We start from the raw sequence: 15857 nt of genomic DNA, 5'->3' as shown, positions 1-15857 counted from the left end.
GGTTACTCGGGATCGGTCTCGGCCTGGTCGCTCGGCGCCAGGTGTTGGTCGAGAAAGCTCAGAATATGGGTGAGCGCCTTTAGACGAGCTTCTGAGTTCTTCAAGTGGTGACCGGTGTCTTCCAGGCGAACGAACTCCACGGATTTTCCCGCCGCCTTCAGTTTCTCGGTCATCAGCTCCGACTGCTCGATGGGAACGCGCTTGTCCTCCTCCCCGTGAAGCAGCAGGACCGGCGCTTCAATGCCAGAGGTGAAGTTTGCCGGAGAGTATGCCGCGATTCGCTTCGGGGTGAAAAAGTCCTTGGCCACCGAGCGGGTCAGGTACTCATAAACCCAGTCGCTTTCTTCAAACTTGTCCTCGTCGTGCTCCATCATGGAGGTCAAGTCGGACACACCGTTCACCGATACCGCGCAGCGGTAAATGTCCGGGGTAAAAGCGGCTCCGGCCAGGGCGGCGTAGCCACCGTAGCTGCCGCCCACAATACAGACCCGCTCGGGGTCGGTGAGGCCCGCCTCGCTCAGGTAATGTACCGCATCGGTCAGGTCGTTCTGCATGCCTCGGCCCCACTCGCCTTGCCCGGCCTGCCAGTGCTCTATGCCAAAGCCGGTGGAGCCGCGAAACTGAGGCTGGACCACGGCGTAGCCCCGCGCCGCCATGGCTTGGGCAAAGTCGTCATAACGCAAACGGTCATAGGAATGGGGGCCACCGTGAGGGTAGATGATGGTTGGCAGGTTCTTGGGGCTGGCAACTTTGGCTCTGGGGAGGGTGAGCAGCGTCGGAATCGCCAAACCGTCGCGGCTCTTGTACTCAATTTCCACCACCGGGTTCACGCCTTCTGCCGGTATTTGAGGGCGGATGTCGGTCAGGTGGCGAAGCGGCTGCTCTCGGGAGGCCAGGTAAAAATCTCCGGCGGTTGAGCTGCCTTCGACTTTGATGACGATGTGCTCGTGGTTCTCGCTCAGGCTGGCCAGCCATACCGAGTGCCCCTCCAGCTGGCCTTGGAGTGCTTCCAGCCGGCTAGACGTGTCTTGGTTGAATAGGTGATACCGTGGTGAAAAGCCGCCAAACCGAACGCCCGTGGCCACCCGGTCCAGGCCGGTCATGACCGCCCCCACATCGATATCGGCTCGCCCCAGGTCCAAATCGCTCTGGGCACCATCGCCTAGGGCGATTTTAAAGTAGTTCCCAACGCCGGTGTCTTTATTTTCCTGAACCGCCAGCAGTGACTGCCGGTCTGCCGATAGGGCGACAAAATACGTGACCAGGTTGGGGTCCTTTTCGCTATATATCGTCTTGGTGCCGCCATCATGCTGGGGGACCACAACGGAGTGTTGGTGATTTTCCTCGTTATAACGTATTTCGGCGAGGACCTCGCCTTTAGCGTTGACGAAATAGTCCTGGGTATGGCGGTGGCCGTACTCCAGAACCTTGGGCCGACGGGGGTTATTGATGTTGACTTCGACCAGCGCGAGATCGGCGTTGCGAGCCGTGCGTTTACGGGCGGCGTAGGCCGGCATATAGAGAGTTTGTCGATCCTCGGAGACGCCCGCAACACGGCCCAGGCCACTTTGCGCCTTCCAGATGACGTCGCCAGGGCGCAAAAGCTGCTCAATTTCCCCGCTGTCCAAATCCAGCGCATAGGCGGTGCTGATTTCCATGCGATCAACGTCGAAGCCGCGCAGTCGCTTCTCCTCCGAGGCCACCATGATCAAGTGTTGGTCGCTAATAAAATACAAGTGCCGCGGCCTAATGTCACTGACGTTGACGCCGGTAATCATCTTACTGTCCGTCAGTGAGTGAACCAGCACCACGTCCCCCTTTTCGGACCGAGTGCGCAGGGCAATGGCCTTCCCGCTGGGGGAAATGGTGACCATTTGGCGCGCGGGCTCGGCGCCGTACTGTTGGGCGGTTTCGCTGGGCGTGGGTGCATTCTCGGCATAAGCCGCCACGCCGATTAGCAGGGCTAGCCCAACGGCTAAGCGGACTATGTGCGCCAAGGGGGGCGTAGAGAAGAGAGGCGTAGTGGTAGCGAAGCGAGTCATATGGGAGTCCCATCCTCTTGGTTATGTAGAGAGCGCAGGCGGAAGAGGTGGGGGTCGATTCGCTTGCCATCTGAAACCTGTGGCCCGCTTCGCCTGAAATCCCTGACGTTATTATTCAGTAAATTCAGGGAGAATTACGCCACAGCTCCGATCACTTTTCAAGTTGGCGCGCTTGTAGCGCCTCCAGAAGAGCGCGGGTGGCGATGGCCCGGTGGCTGATGCGGGCTTTTTCCGACTTGCTAAGTTGGGCGGCGCTGCAGCGGTGGCCGGGCACTTGGAACAGCGGATCATAGCCGAAGCCGCCCTCGCCGGCGGGCTCGGTGCGGATATGACCGCGCCATTCGCCCTGAGCGATTAAGGGGGTCGGGTCCTCGGCGTGGCGCAGCCATACCAGCACGCAGTGGTAGGCGGCTCCGCGCTCGGCCTCCGGCAAACCCTCCAGCTCCTTGAGCAGTTTGGCGTTGTTGTCGGCGTCGGTAGCTTCCGGGCCGGCGTAGCGTGCCGAATAAATACCGGGGCGCCCGCCCAGTGCGTCCACGGCGATGCCGGAGTCGTCCGCCAGGGCCGGCAGATCGGTTTTCGCGCTGGCGTGGCGGGCCTTAAGCAGGGCATTTTCCACAAAGGTCAGGCCGGTTTCTTCGGGGCTGTCCAGGTCGAACTCGCCCTGGGATTTGACCTCATAGCCGGCGAGTAGCTGTTGAAACTCCCGGAGCTTACCGGGGTTGCCGCTGGCGAGAACCAAGCGTTGCATTCGCGCCTCCTTATTGTGCCGGTTCGGTATACAGCTTTTGGGAAAACGTCAGCTCAAAGGACTGTTCCGTGGCTTTCGGTTCAATGGTGATGCGGAAGTTGTAGATCTCTTCCTCGGTGTGGCGCATGGGAGCGATGTAATAGTAAGTGTCCCCTTCGTTAATTTCCTGAAAAGGGAGGGTTTGCGCCTGCTGCATCAAGTTGGTGGCGGTGCCGGTCACTTTGGCTTCCTGCCCGAGTCCGCCTTCGGCCGAAGTGACACTGATATTGACCAATGCGCGGTCCTCGCCGCGGACCAGTCCGTGCACACTCGCGATATCGGCGGGCACGAAGGTGCTGTTGAACACGCTGTAATACAATTGGTAATCACCAAAGCGCTCGGAGCCGCTCTGGGCGAGCGTGAGAGGGGCGAAAAAGAGGGTTAAGAGCAGGGGGGCCCAAAGGAATCGGGTCTGAAACATGAGTGCTCTCCGACGAGGTTTACGAGGTGAAAACAATGGACTCTCTATGGAGGGGAGTCTAGCGCAAACGCGGAGAAATGGCACGGGAGCGCCGGGCTCAAAGAGCCCCGGCGCTGGTAGAGCGGTCTTAGGAGTCCTGCTCGGTCTCGACGCGAGAGGTCAGCTCTTCTTCGATCTGGCCACGCAGTTCTTCGTCCTGGCCGGCGGCCTGAGCGATTTGCTGGTACTCAGAGATGGATAGACCGGTGTCGCTAACCGCTTCCTGCATTTTAGTCTGTGCTTCTTGCTGCATTTTAGTGGCTTTTTCTGGATCTTCCACGTTCTGCAGCTTCTGAGTGTACTCCTGGTTAATGCCCTGTACGGCCATGTAGGCGTCAACAAAGCTTTCCACCTGGCTTTCGCTCACTTCCATGGCGGGTGCCTGGGTTTGCGGTTGAGCCGGTGCCTGCTGGGGCTCGCCCTGCGCGGTGACGGTGGCGGCACCCGCCAGCAAGCCGGCAGCGGTGAGTAGGGCCAGTACAGGATGTTTGATGGTACGCATAGTAATCTCCTCGTTTGTGACGAAATGGACTCAGGAATAGAGAGCCGTTTATTTCACTTCTACTGTCGCAAAGCCCGTGCCACCCTTGAGCCGTTTCTATAACTGTCTGAAAATAAAGACATTTTTTCGGTTTTGGTGGTGGAGGGTGTGACTCAAATCACTGTGCGTTTTAGCTCATGTGCCAATTTGACCCACCGCAGTTTGTGCCAGATTGAACCTCAGGCATCGGTTTCCAGCCAGCGGTAGAGGGTGCGCCGGCCGATGTTAAGGATATCCGCGGCGCGTTTTTTGTTGCCATCCACCTGCTCCAGCACGTAGTGAATGTAGCTGCGCTCAATATGGTCCAGGGAAACCAGCTCGCCTTCGGCGGTTGGGGGCTGCCAGAGATGGCCCTCGCTGGCCTCGGGTGTGGGGGCGGAGCGTTGCACCCGTTCGGGCAGATGTTCCGCGCCAATAAGGCGCTCGGTGCAGAAAGTCACCGCGCGCTCGATAATATTGGCCAGTTCGCGCACATTGCCCGGGAATGGGTAGCGCTTGAGCAGGTTTAACGCTTCGGTGCTCAGACCATCCACCGGTTGCTGGCGACGCTGGTTGAACTGGTGAATCAAGTGAGCGATCAACCGCTCCAAGTCGTCGCCGCGTTGGCGCAAGGGAGGCACTTCCAGCGCAAAGGTCTCCAGGCGGTAGTATAAGTCCTCCCGAAAACGGCCCTCGTTCACCTCATCCGGCAGCTCCCGATTGGTGGCGGCGATGATGCGCACATCGAGAGCCTGCTCGGTGTTGCTGCCCACCGGACGAACCTTGCCATCTTGCAGGATACGCAGCAGGCTGGATTGCATTTCAATCGGCATTTCGCCAATTTCATCCAGCATCAAGGTGCCGCCGTTGGCCGTGGCGAACAGGCCGCGACGGGCCTTGGAGGCGCCCGTGAACGCCCCCGCGGCGTGGCCAAATAGCTCGCTTTCCAGCAGGTTGGCGGCAATGCCGCCGCAGTTAATGGCGATAAAGGGCCCTTCCCGTCGATCGCTTTCCCGGTGAATGGCGCGGGCCACTAGCTCCTTACCGACCCCGCTTTCGCCGGTGACCAGTACCGGGGCGCCGGCCTGGGCCACTTGTTGAATTTGGGTGAACAACTGGCGCATTCGCGGGCTGCGCCCGATCATACCGTGGAACTCGCCCTGATCCAGCAGCCGGCGGTAGTAGCTCAGTTCCTGTTCCAGCTGTTGGCGCTGGAGCGTGCGGGTGATGGAAAGGTTGAAGTGGTCCAGGTCCAGGGGCTTGGTCAGGAAGTCATCGGCCCCGCGCTTTAGGGCGTCCACGGCCTGGTCGATGGTGCCAAAGGCGGTAATGGCGATAAAGCTGGGCCGGACGGGCAGCTGTCGCAACTCCTCCAACAGGTCCAGGCCGTTGCCGTCGGGCAGGTGCAGGTCACTGACCACCAGTTTGGGCGCTTCTTCCGCCAACCAGCGCCGGGCACCGGCCAAGTCCCCGCTGCCCGCACATCGATGGCCGGCGTCGGTCAACTCGTCCATCAACAGTGCCCGCAGGTCCGGGTCGTCTTCGATGAGAAGAATATCCGTGGGGCTGGCCGCTTCACTCATGGGGAAACTCCTCGGAAGAATTGATCGGCAGATCAATATCAAAACGGGCTCCGCCCAGTTCGCTGGTACCGATCTCAATGCGGCCGCCATGTTCGGTAATGACCGCGTTCACTACGGCCAGGCCCAACCCGGTGCCCACTCCCACGGGCTTGGTGGTGACAAACGGCTCCAGTAACTGATGCCGGACTCTGGCGTCAATGCCTGGACCATCGTCTTCGACCGTCAGGTGCGCCTGCTCGGGGCTGCATTGCCAGCTCAGCCGCACCAGGCCGCCGGGGGTGGCCTGAATCGCATTGCGCAACAGGTTGATCAGCGCCTGTTCCAGGCGCAGTCGGTCGGCGATGATCGCCGGACAGGGCGCGTCGGAAGGCCGGGACTCGAGCACTACCTGCATATTCTGGCGTTCACCCTCGACTTGCTGCAAGGAGGAGTGGACCAGCTCGTGCAATTTTACTTCCCGGCGCTCTGGAGCTACCGGCCGGGCAAAGTCCATGAGTTGACGAATGATACGCTCCATTCGTTGAAGTTGTTGGCGAATGTCGTGCAGGGGTTGTGCCTGTTCTTCCGGCAGCTTGCGCAGCGAACGCTGGGCCTTACCGTCGGCGACGCTCAGAGGCGTGCCCAGTTCGTGGGCCACACCAGCGGCAAAGCGGCCGATGGCCGCCAACTTTTCGGCCTGCTGCAGCTGGTGTTTTAGTTGGTACTCACGCTCCCGACGGGTACTGATCTCTTGCTCGGAGGCGACAATGCTGTTCAGCATTCGGTTGATGCCCTCGGATAGAAAGCGCAGCTCCGTAGGGCCCTGGGTGGCCAGGCGGTGGTCGCGCCGGCCGCTGGCCACGGTAGCCATGCTGCGGCCCATGGACTGGATGTGGCGGCCGATGGCCCGCTGGTAGCCAATCCACACGAACAGCAGTACCAGCAGGGCCGAACCGGCCAGAATGCTGATTGCCTGGGCGCGGAAGGCGCGGATTTGCTGGACAAAGTCGCTGCCCCGGCGTGTGACCTGCAGCAGGCCATTGATTTGCCCGCCGCTGTCGGATAGTGGCATGAAATAAGAGAAAACCGCCTCGCCATCAATCTCTTCAAATGCACTTTGCTCGCTGCCCCGGGAGGCGAGGTCGGCCGCCTTGAAGTCCGGCACCTGGACCTGGCTGGGCCCTTGGGCGGTAATGCGTTCGCCATTCTCATCGTAAACATACACGCCGTAGACCCGACCGATGTCCCCGGCCGAGGTGACGGTCCGGCGAAGCGTCTCCATGTGGCCATTTTCCAGGGCGTAGCTCAGCGGACGGCGAATGGAGCGGGCAATTAGCTCGATCTCCTCCTCCATGCGTTCTTCGGATGCCTGCTCGAGCTGCTGCAGGCTGAAACCGGCGGTAATGATCATCACCAGCAAAAAAGGGGCGAGCACGAACGCCAGCAATGCGGTGCGGATGTTGTACAGACCGAATGGCTGTCGCAATCCCATGGGCTGACTCCCGGTGTGAATGCAGGGGTAACCGGGCCTAGCGGCCGGCCCGGTCTCCGAGGCACAGATGATAAATGGCGGTTTCGCCAAACAAATTGGGCGAGAGGTCTTTCAAAAAGTTCGGGGACTGCTCGTTCACTACCTGCCGGTGGAGTACGGTAATGCCTTTTTCCCGGCACAGCACTTCGAAGTCCCGAAAGGTGCAGAAGTGGATGTTGGGGGTGTCGAACCACTCGTACGGCAGCAGGTCGGACACCGGCATGCGCCCGCGCACGGTCAGGTGCCAGCGGGCCTTCCAGTGGCCGAAATTGGGGAAAGTGACGATGCACTCCTTACCCACCCTGAGCATTTCATCCAGCACCCGGTGAGGGTAATGCATGGTCTGGATAGCCTGGGCCATGATCACGGTGTCGAAGCTGTGGTCGGCGAAGTTGCCCAAGCCATCATCCAAGTTCTGCTCAATGACATTCAGGCCCTTGTCGATGCAGGCATTGATTTGCTCGGCGCCGATTTCCAAGCCGTAGCCGCTGGCGTTTTTGGTGTCCCGCAGGTATTGCAGCAGGGTGCCGTCGCCGCAGCCCAGGTCCAGAATACGGCTGCCCTGGGCAATCCAGTGTTGAATTTCGGTTTGGTCGAGGCGCATGGGTTCGCCGTTCATGCCTGTGCCTCCGTTGCCTGGATTTTCAGCGGTGCCTGCGCTTCTCGAGCGATGCCCGCCATATAGCGAGTAAAGGCTTCCCGGTAGCGCTCGCTGGGCAGCAAAAAGGCATCGTGACCGTAGGGGGAATCGATGGCCGCGTAAGTTACCGGCTGTTGAGCGCCGAGCAGGGCGTCGACAATCTCCCGGGAGCGCTGGGGCGAGAAGCGCCAGTCGCTACTGAAAGAGACCACAAAGAACTTACAGGTTGCGTGTTTAAACGCTTTCACCGGGTCATCGTCGTACTCTCGGGCCAGGTCAAAATAGTCCAGCGCCCGAGTAATTAGGATGTAGCTGTTGGCGTCGAAGTTGTTGGCGAAACTGTCGCCCTGGTAGCGCAGATAACTTTCCACCTGGAATTCCACCGGATCGTGCTGGCCTCGCAGAAAGCTGCCGCTGCGCAGCTCCCGGCCGAATTTCTTGCCCATGGCGTAATCGGACAGGTAAGTAATGTGGCCAATCATTCGGGCTACCGCCAAACCGCTCTTGGGCAGCGTGTCCAGCTCGAGGTAACGGCCATCGTGAAAGTTCGGGTCAGACATAATGGCCTGACGGGCGGTTTCGTTGAAAGCAATGTTCTGGGCGCTCAGCTTCATGGCGGAGGCGATGACCACGGCGTGGCGCAACCGGTTCGGGTACTCCAGGGCCCAGCGCATCACCTGCATGCCGCCCAGGCTGCCGCCGACCACGGCGGCCCAGCACTGGATGCCGAGAACATCCGCGAGCCGGGCCTGGCTCTCCACCCAGTCGCGCACCCGGAGCATGGGGAAGTCCGGCCCCCAGGGCTTGCCGGTGGCCGGGTTGGTGCTTGCCGGGCCCGTGGAGCCGCTGCAGCCCCCGAGGTTGTTGGGGCACACCACAAAGAACTTGTCGGTATCAATGGCCTTGCCCGGCCCGATGTAGTTGTCCCACCAGCCCGGTTTGCGGTCCTCCATGCTGTGATAGCCCGCCGCGTGGTGGTTGCCGGACAGGGCGTGGCAAATCAGTACGGCGTTGGACCGGTCGGCATTGAGCGTGCCGTAGGTTTCGTACACCAACTCATGGCGGTCGAGCGTGGTGCCGCAGGCCAGGGTGAGCGGCTCAGTGAATGCCTGTGTCTGGGGAGTCACCAGACCCACTGAGTCGTCGGGCAGGGTTTCGGGCATGGGCAATCTCAGTCTCGAGTTCGATAACAAACCCGCAAGTCTAAGGTTGCGCCCCGGTGGCTGCAAGTTTCTTGCCGCCCCTCGGCGGTCCCCGATTGTCACGGCGTTGAGGTTGCAGATTTAATCAATTGATTATACGCTAATTAATCAGTTGATTAATTATGTGGTTTCAGAGGCTGCGAGGACATGGAAATGCGGGCATGGAAATGAAAGGGTTGGCACGCTATCTGGGTAGCGAGCGCTTACTGTCGCTGATGGCGGCTCTGGTTCTATCCGGCTGCTTTTCCTCGGGAGAGCCTGCTGCCGAGAAACCAACCCGGCGAACCGTTGAGGTGGCCACGGTTGAAGCGGCCGACCAGAATCGGACGGTGACGCTCTCCGGAAGGGTCCGAGCCGCCGAGCAGGCCTCCCTCAGTTTTGAAGTGGGGGGTAAGTTGCAGCACCTGGAACTGGATATCGGTGACGCCATTGAGGCAGGCCAGGTGTTGGCGCGCCTCGAAGCGGCGCCTTACCGCCTGGCACTTCAGCGAGCCCGAGCCAGCGCCTCGGAAGCGGCGGCCCAGTGGCAGGAGCAGCGGTTGAACTTTCAGCGCCAGTCGGTGTTGCGTGAGCGCAATATGATCAGTCAGTCGAGCCTGGACGAGGCGGAAGCGGCTCTGGATATGGCGCGGGCTCGCAAGGAATCGGCGCAAGCGTCTCTGGCCATTGCCGAACGAGACCTTGAGCAAACAGCGTTAATCGCCCCTTTTAATGGCTCGATTAGCCGCCGTTTGGCCGAGTCCTTCGAGCGGGTCTCTCCCGGCCAGAGCGTTTATGGCGTCATCTCCGACCGGAACGGTTTTGAGGTCCAGACGCACCTGCCGGAAAACTTGGTTAACGCCCTGGTGGCCGGGCAACCTCATCGGGTGAGTTTTCCGGCGTTGGACAATGTCTCATTGGCGGCGCAAGTGAGTCATGTGGGGCGCCAGCCTAGCAGCGCCAACAGCTACCCGGTGCTTTTGAAGCCGGAGCTGGAGGACGGACTCGCCCTTCGCTCGGGAATGACCGCTCTGATAACACTGACGTTACGGGAGGAAGGCGTGCCCCCGGGGCAGGCCGGGTGGCTCAAGGTACCGTTGAGCGCCCTGCGTTACCCCAATGATCAGTCGGTCCAGGTCTTGCGAGTGAACCGGAATAATACTCTGGAGGCCGTTGGGGTCTCGGTACGCTCCACGCGGGAAGATTCGGCCCTGGTCACGGGGGAGTTGGCGCCGGGGCAGACGGTTGTCGCCCGGGGCGTGGATTTTGTCTCGCCCGGCGAGTCGGTGGCCGTTCTCGGTCGCGGACCTGAACGATACTACTGAGTTTGGATCATGAACCTGTCTCAGTACGCCTACCGTTACCGCCTCGTTGTTTTTCTGATGACGTTTCTGGCGATAGTGTTCGGGTTCTTCAGTTACTTTAACTTGCCCACTCGCGAAGACCCGAAGATCACCATTCGCGAAGCGGTGGTCAGTGCTACCCACCCGGGACTGCCGGCCGAAGACGTTGAGCGCTACATTACCAAACCCTTGGAGGAGCAAATTCGCTCTGTCGGAGCGGTTAAACGCATCCGTTCCACCTCCATGCGGGGTCACTCCATCATCCACGTAGAGGTGCACTACCGGTTCTTCGATCTGGAACAAATCTGGGACGAAGTGCGACAAAAGCTGGCCCAGGTGGAGGAGCAGCTACCGGAGGGTACCTCGGGCCCGACGCTAAACGATGACTTTGGTGATGTGGCGGTGGTCACGGCCGCCTTGACATCCGAGGACTTCTCCGCCGCGGAACAACTCGATATGGCGGAACACATTCGAACCGAACTTCATAAAGTCGAGGGCACTCAGCGCATACAGCTGCTCGGGGTTCAGCCTGAGCGGGTTTTCATTAATATGCCGGAGGCGCGGCTTGCCGAACTGGGCTTGTCTCCCGAGGCGTTGGCGGCTCAGATCCAAGCGCACAACGTGCTTGCGTCGGCGGGGGTACTGGAAACGGGAGAGCAGCGGCTGGCGCTTCAGGTGTCGGGCGAGTTCCAAAGCATGGAAGCGCTTGGGGACATGGAAATACAGCTCCCCGGTGATGGGGGCACCCTGCGCTTAAGGGACTTCGCCCGAGTGGAGCGCGGTTACCGCGAACCGGTGCAGCAAACAGCTTACTACAATGGTGAACGCGCCATTGTGCTGGCGATTTCCATGCTTGATGGCTACAGCGTGCTGGACTATGGCAAAGCGGTGAAAGCCGCGTTTGAAGAGCTGCGCGAGGTCTTGCCAGCGGGCTATCAGTTGGAGGTGATGACCTTTCAGGCCAGTCAGGTGGCCAACGCCGTCTACGGGGTAACCACCAATGTGCTGCAAACGCTGCTGATTGTGCTGGCGGTGGTGGTGTTGTTTCTCGGGCTTCGCACCGGGATGATCGTCGGCTCCATTATTCCTGTGGTCATGTTGATGACCCTGGCGGTGATGGGGTTTATCGAGCTGCCTCTGGAGCGAATGAGCCTCGCCACATTGGTTATTGCCCTCGGCTTGCTGGTAGACAATGCCATCGTCATTGCCGAAGACTTCAAAACCCGGGTGGAGCAGGGGTTGGACCGTGACCAGGCTCTGGCGCAGTCCGGTGGCGAGTTGGCGCTGCCGCTGTTGTCCTCGAGTTTGACCACCGTTTTGATGTTCCTGCCGTTGATGATGGCAGAGCACGAGGCCGGAGAGTACGCCCGTTCTATATCCATTGTGATTGCGGTGACCTTGCTGAGCTCCTGGGTTCTCTCCCTGACGGTGACACCGACGCTATGCCACCGTTATCTGAAAGCCGGGGGTGGGGGCAATGCGATGTCGGATCGTCTGTTTCGCTTTATGTCTCGGCGTTACGAGGGCCTCTTGCGGTGGATTATGGGGCACCGGGGTATCTTTCTGGTGGGAGCGGTTGGCGCGCTGGTTTTGGGCGCCGTATTGATGAGCATTGTACCCAATAAGTTCTTCCCGGACTCCGATCGTCACCAAGTGTTGGTGTACCTGGATCTTCCATCGGCCATCGCTCCCACTGAAACGGATCGAGTGGTTCAGTCGGTGAGTCAAAGGTTAAGTGAAAGTGCCGAGCTTGCGGAGCACGTGACGGGCCTTTCGGCTTACGCTGGCTTCGGCGGGCCGAGGTTTGTACTGTCGCTCACCCCGATTGACCCGGCGCCCAATAAGGGCTTTATGGTACTGAACGTCGATAGCCGAAAGGCGGTGGACCGTGTGATACCCGAGGTTCGGGATATTATTGGGCGAGAGTTCCCTCAGGTGTCAGCCGAGGTGACCAAAATGTTTTTGGGGCCCTCGGACAGCTCGGTTCTGGAAGTCCAGGTGAAGGGGCCGGACCGGAGTGTGCTCTACTCGGCGGCCAAAGAGGTGGAAACCCTGTTGGCCGAGGTGCCCGGTGCCCGTGATGTGAGCCAGAGCTGGGAGGAGAGGGTCGCCTTTATTGACATCGAAGTAAACCAGGCACAAGCCAGGCGAGCCGGCATCAGTTCCCAGGCAATTGCTCGCTCGCTGGAGGGCGCGATCGATGGGCATACACTCAGTCGGTTTCGCAGTGAGCGGCGAGCCATACCCATCGTGCTTCGCTACGAGGGGGACGTGCGAGGCGATTTGGATCGACTGGCCTCATTGAGGGTTTATCCGAAAGGCGACCGCGCTCGCGGCGTGCCTTTGCATCAGGTGGCGACTCTCAACTGGCGCCACGGCTACTACCGGATTGATCGAGACAACTTGGTTCGCAGCATTACCGTACAGGCTCGAAACCAGCGCCTGACGGCGGAGGATATGGTCCCCCGCGTCCAATCCGAGCTGGCCTCGCTGGAGCGGCGTCTGCCAGCGGGGCATTGGATCGAACTGGATGGGGTGGTTGCCGAATCGGCCGAAGGAAAGGCGGCCTTGCAGGCTAACTTGCCATTGTGCCTTGGGTTGATATTCGTCTTGCTTGTGGCACAGTTCAATTCGCTTAAACGCCCCTTGCTCATTGTGGCCACCATCCCGTTCGTCATTGTCGGTGTTTCACTGGGCTTGCTGGTGATGCGGGGGCACTTCGGATTTATGGTGCTTCTGGGCCTATATGCTCTGGCGGGGATTATCATTAACAACGCTATCGTGTTGATCGATCGCATTGATATCGACCGGAGGGACCCCGGTATCGACGCGGTGGAGGCAATAGTGCGAGCCTCTGTTCGACGTCTGCGCCCGATCATTATGTCAACGGTGACCACAATTTTGGGGTTTATGCCGCTCATTTTGGGCAATGATCCCCTATTCTACAATATGGCCTGCGCCATGGCGTTTGGTCTGGCGGCGGGCACCGTCATGAGTCTGGGTATAGTGCCGGTGCTTTACAGTTACTTTATTCTCGGCCGAGGTGTGCCGATGTTGGAGAAGGCGTAATGACAAAGGCTTCTGATTCCTCAGAGACAGCCGGCAAGCTGCTCGCGGCCGGCATGAAGCTATTTGGCGAGCGAGGTTTCAAAGCGACGACCACGAGAATGATTGCCGACCAAGCGAACTCCAATATCGGTTCTATTGCCTATTACTTTGGCAATAAACGCAATCTTTACCGAGCGATACTGACTCATATTTCGGAGCGGATGCAGGACAAATTTCGGCTGTACGATATTGAACGTCGAGACCACACGTTTCGCTCTCCCGAGCAAGCCCGCGGAAGTTTAAAAGAAATTGTTCGCTTGTTGGTGCGTACATTTGCTTCGGAAGGCGAGGTGGGGCAGTGGCTGCTTCTCGTGATGAGAGAGCAGGCCGATCCGTCAGATTGTTATGATTTGCTTTACGAAGGGGTTTTCGATCGCGTTTACACCATTTTGGGGGTGCGTATCGCCTACTTGATGGAAAAGTCAGTGGACGATGTGGATGTTGTGATCGAGTGCCACACGCTTATCGGTCAGATCGTGTTTTTCCTGGTGGGTAGGCACCCGCTGCTGCGTCGGCTAAAGAGAGAGAGCGGGTTCGACGAGCGCTTATTGGAAAGCGTCGAACAAACGGTGTTTTCCCACCTGGAGCATTACCGTCCCCCGACATAACTGAGGGTGGCACTCGTCGAGCCCCGCTCTCCGGGGTTATACCGTCTGGGTCGCCCGCTGGGCACTTCGAGCGCGCTCGAGGTAGACCACTGAGCCGTCACCGTCCGGGGGTGGTGTCGGTTGGCGAAGCTCCTGACACAAGGGGTCCAGCTCGTCCAAGGCCGCGGACATTTGATCGACATTGTCTTTCAAACTTTGAACTTGTTCGGCCTGTCCGCGCTGCTCCTGGCGCAAACGGCTCAGGCGAAGCATGTGATGCTGGAGCAACTGGCGCTGGTACTGGTTGTGTTGAAACAGCGGGACCAGCGCCTGTTTTAACCAGTGGTCAATGGTTTGATACAGGCTCTGCCACAGTTCCCGGGCCTCTTGTACGAGGGTGCCGATAAAGCGCTGAATCAAGGGGCCTTTCAGGCTCAGCACACTATCCAGAGCAGCTCGGAATTGGTCGGCGCGCTGGTTCAGTTGGCGCAGCTTGCGTCGCTCCTCCACTAGGGTTAGGCGATAGCTGCCGCCGCGCTGGGCCTGGTCTTCGGTGTTTTCCGGTCTTTGATAGATTGAATCCAGCACCCGGTTGGTGCGATCCACCTCCCGTTCGAGGTGACCCATTTGGTGGTCCAGCCACTCGAATAACGAGGCCATGCCCCGGGACAACCCCATGGTGGTCCAGCTTTGGTCCAGCCGTTGGCGGGTCTGCTCAATTTCCCGGGTGAGCCGCTGCGGGCTGATCACTTCCATCAGCGCGGGCCGTTGTTTGTCGATGAGCATTTGGCTGGTGCGCAGGGACAGTGCCTGTTTATGAAACTGCCGGTGCTTCTGGCGAATGATCTCCCGGCGCCGTGTCAGTAGCTCTTCACTGTCGTCCTTGGAGCTGCTCTGAACCAGCAGTAATTCTTGCCGGGCGTCGGCCAGACGGCCCTTCAGGCTGTAGTAAACGTTCTCAATCATGGTCTGGCTGTCGGTGACCAACCGTTGGCCCGCCAGTTGCTGTCGGCTGCGTTCGACGGTTTCCGCCAGGGCTCGCTCCAGCCGCTCAAAGCCGCTTTGGGCAATGCGCGTCGGGTCCTTCTTGGCCCGGCCAATCAACGCCTGCTTGGCCGAGAGGGGAAGAACTTGCTCTGGGCTTAGTTCCAACTGCCGGGCGGTGAGTTGGCGCAGCGACTCCACGTTGGCCGCCACTTGCTCGGGGGAATGGAGGTCATCCCACAGGCTGTCGACCTTGTTGAGCAGGGTAAGCACCGCAGTGCCCCTTTCGTGGCTGAGCGTTTGCAGGTGCTCGCGCCACAGCGCCATGTCGCTGGCGGTGACCCCGGCATCGGCAGAGAGCAGGAAGACGATGGCCTGGGCGCGCGGCAAGACTTTCAGTGTCAGCTCGGGCTCGTTCCCCAATGCATTGAGGCCAGGGGTATCGACAATTCTCAGGCCCCGGCGCAGCAACGGGTGGTCCAGGCTAATCAGCGCGTGTCGCCAACAGGGAACGGCAATCTCTCCTCGACCATTGCGCTCGGACTGGACGGTTACGTCAAAGCCTAGATGACGCGCTTCCTCCTCCGATACCCAACGGCTGGCCGAGACTTCGCTAAGGGTGGCTCTCATGGCTTCCGGGTCAGTCGGATCGAGGGGTAGCGTGATCCAGTTTTGGGGGATGCGCTTGAAGCGCTCCAGGCCGGCCTTGCTTCGCCGGGTTTCGATGGGGAGTAACCGCAGACAGTTGGGCCGCTCGGGGTCGCAGTAGATTTCCGTGGGGCACATGGTGGTGCGACCGGGGGTGGAGGGGAGGGTGCGCTGGCCTCGCTCGTCCATCAAAAGGGCGTTGATCAGCTCGGTCTTTCCTCGGGAGAACTCCCCCACGCACACGAGGGTAAAGCTGTTATCCCCCAATAGCTGGCGGGCTTGACCGAGGCATTGGCGCACCTCGTCGCTGACCAGTCCGTGGTTGTTAATCCAGTGTTCAAAACGATGTAACCGCTGGCTGAGGTCCTGCCGCCAGAGGTGATAGTGGCTCATATGCCGATACAGTGCTCGAGTGTCCATGGGGTTGGCCCTGTGTCCTGACGCGTTGAAAAATAGATTTT

Annotated in this window: 12 protein-coding genes; 3 read left to right on the top strand and 9 right to left on the bottom strand. The window is 59.8% G+C overall.

The features are described 5' to 3' along the window. Nucleotides 1-2: 2 nt before the first annotated feature. The 8 genes from AAE514_RS06490 to metX all read right to left on the bottom strand — a co-directional run bounded on the left by AAE514_RS06490 (nt 3) and on the right by metX (nt 8708). The gene (locus AAE514_RS06490; RefSeq protein ID WP_347330712.1) at nt 3-2042 is read right to left on the bottom strand and encodes an alpha/beta hydrolase family protein; all 2040 of its coding nucleotides are present in this window, start codon (nt 2040-2042) and stop codon (nt 3-5) included. Nucleotides 2043-2193: 151 nt separating this feature from the next. Continuing rightward, nucleotides 2194-2793 (bottom strand): RdgB/HAM1 family non-canonical purine NTP pyrophosphatase, encoded by a 600-nt coding sequence (rdgB, locus tag AAE514_RS06485; protein WP_347330711.1) that lies wholly within the window; start codon nt 2791-2793, stop codon nt 2194-2196. A 10-nt stretch (nt 2794-2803) separates the two neighbouring features. Further along, nucleotides 2804-3253: a DUF4426 domain-containing protein gene (locus AAE514_RS06480; protein ID WP_347330710.1), complete on the bottom strand. Its 450-nt coding sequence runs from the start codon at nt 3251-3253 to the stop codon at nt 2804-2806. A 127-nt stretch (nt 3254-3380) separates the two neighbouring features. After that, nucleotides 3381-3794: a DUF4168 domain-containing protein gene (locus AAE514_RS06475; protein ID WP_347330709.1), complete on the bottom strand. Its 414-nt coding sequence runs from the start codon at nt 3792-3794 to the stop codon at nt 3381-3383. A 218-nt stretch (nt 3795-4012) separates the two neighbouring features. Next, nucleotides 4013-5395, bottom strand: a complete 1383-nt coding sequence (locus tag AAE514_RS06470) for a sigma-54-dependent transcriptional regulator (protein WP_347330708.1) — start codon at nt 5393-5395, stop codon at nt 4013-4015. Beyond that, nucleotides 5388-6866 carry a sensor histidine kinase gene (locus tag AAE514_RS06465; RefSeq protein ID WP_347330707.1) on the bottom strand — a complete coding sequence of 493 codons (1479 nt, stop codon included), beginning with the start codon at nt 6864-6866 and terminating at the stop codon, nt 5388-5390. Before AAE514_RS06465 ends, AAE514_RS06470 begins: the two co-directional genes overlap by 8 nt. 37 nt (nt 6867-6903) lie before the next feature. Next, nucleotides 6904-7509: a methionine biosynthesis protein MetW gene (gene metW / locus AAE514_RS06460; RefSeq protein WP_347330750.1), complete on the bottom strand. Its 606-nt coding sequence runs from the start codon at nt 7507-7509 to the stop codon at nt 6904-6906. A gap of 11 nt (nt 7510-7520) precedes the next feature. Beyond that, nucleotides 7521-8708, bottom strand: a complete 1188-nt coding sequence (gene metX / locus AAE514_RS06455; protein ID WP_347330706.1) for a homoserine O-succinyltransferase MetX — start codon at nt 8706-8708, stop codon at nt 7521-7523. Between the two features lie 200 nt (nt 8709-8908). Here metX and AAE514_RS06450 point away from each other — a divergent pair, with 200 nt between their 5' ends. Genes AAE514_RS06450 through AAE514_RS06440 form a run of 3 tightly spaced genes read left to right on the top strand, consistent with a single transcriptional unit; the run spans nt 8909 to nt 13785 of the window. Continuing rightward, nucleotides 8909-10051 carry an efflux RND transporter periplasmic adaptor subunit gene (locus AAE514_RS06450; RefSeq protein WP_347330705.1) on the top strand — a complete coding sequence of 381 codons (1143 nt, stop codon included), beginning with the start codon at nt 8909-8911 and terminating at the stop codon, nt 10049-10051. Between the two features lie 9 nt (nt 10052-10060). Beyond that, on the top strand, nt 10061-13138 hold the full coding sequence (locus AAE514_RS06445) for an efflux RND transporter permease subunit (protein ID WP_347330704.1): 3078 nt from the start codon (nt 10061-10063) through the stop codon (nt 13136-13138). Further along, the gene (locus AAE514_RS06440) at nt 13138-13785 is read left to right on the top strand and encodes a CerR family C-terminal domain-containing protein (protein ID WP_347330703.1); all 648 of its coding nucleotides are present in this window, start codon (nt 13138-13140) and stop codon (nt 13783-13785) included. Before AAE514_RS06445 ends, AAE514_RS06440 begins: the two co-directional genes overlap by 1 nt. A gap of 36 nt (nt 13786-13821) precedes the next feature. On the opposite strand, the gene AAE514_RS06435 is transcribed toward AAE514_RS06440, so the two are convergent. Next, the gene (locus tag AAE514_RS06435; RefSeq protein ID WP_347330702.1) at nt 13822-15816 is read right to left on the bottom strand and encodes a dynamin family protein; all 1995 of its coding nucleotides are present in this window, start codon (nt 15814-15816) and stop codon (nt 13822-13824) included. Between the last annotated feature and the right edge of the window lie 41 nt (nt 15817-15857).

This window comes from Marinimicrobium locisalis (genome assembly GCF_039822625.1).
GTDB lineage: Bacteria > Pseudomonadota > Gammaproteobacteria > Pseudomonadales > Cellvibrionaceae > Marinimicrobium > Marinimicrobium locisalis.
This window is presented reverse-complemented; position numbering and strand designations above follow the sequence as displayed.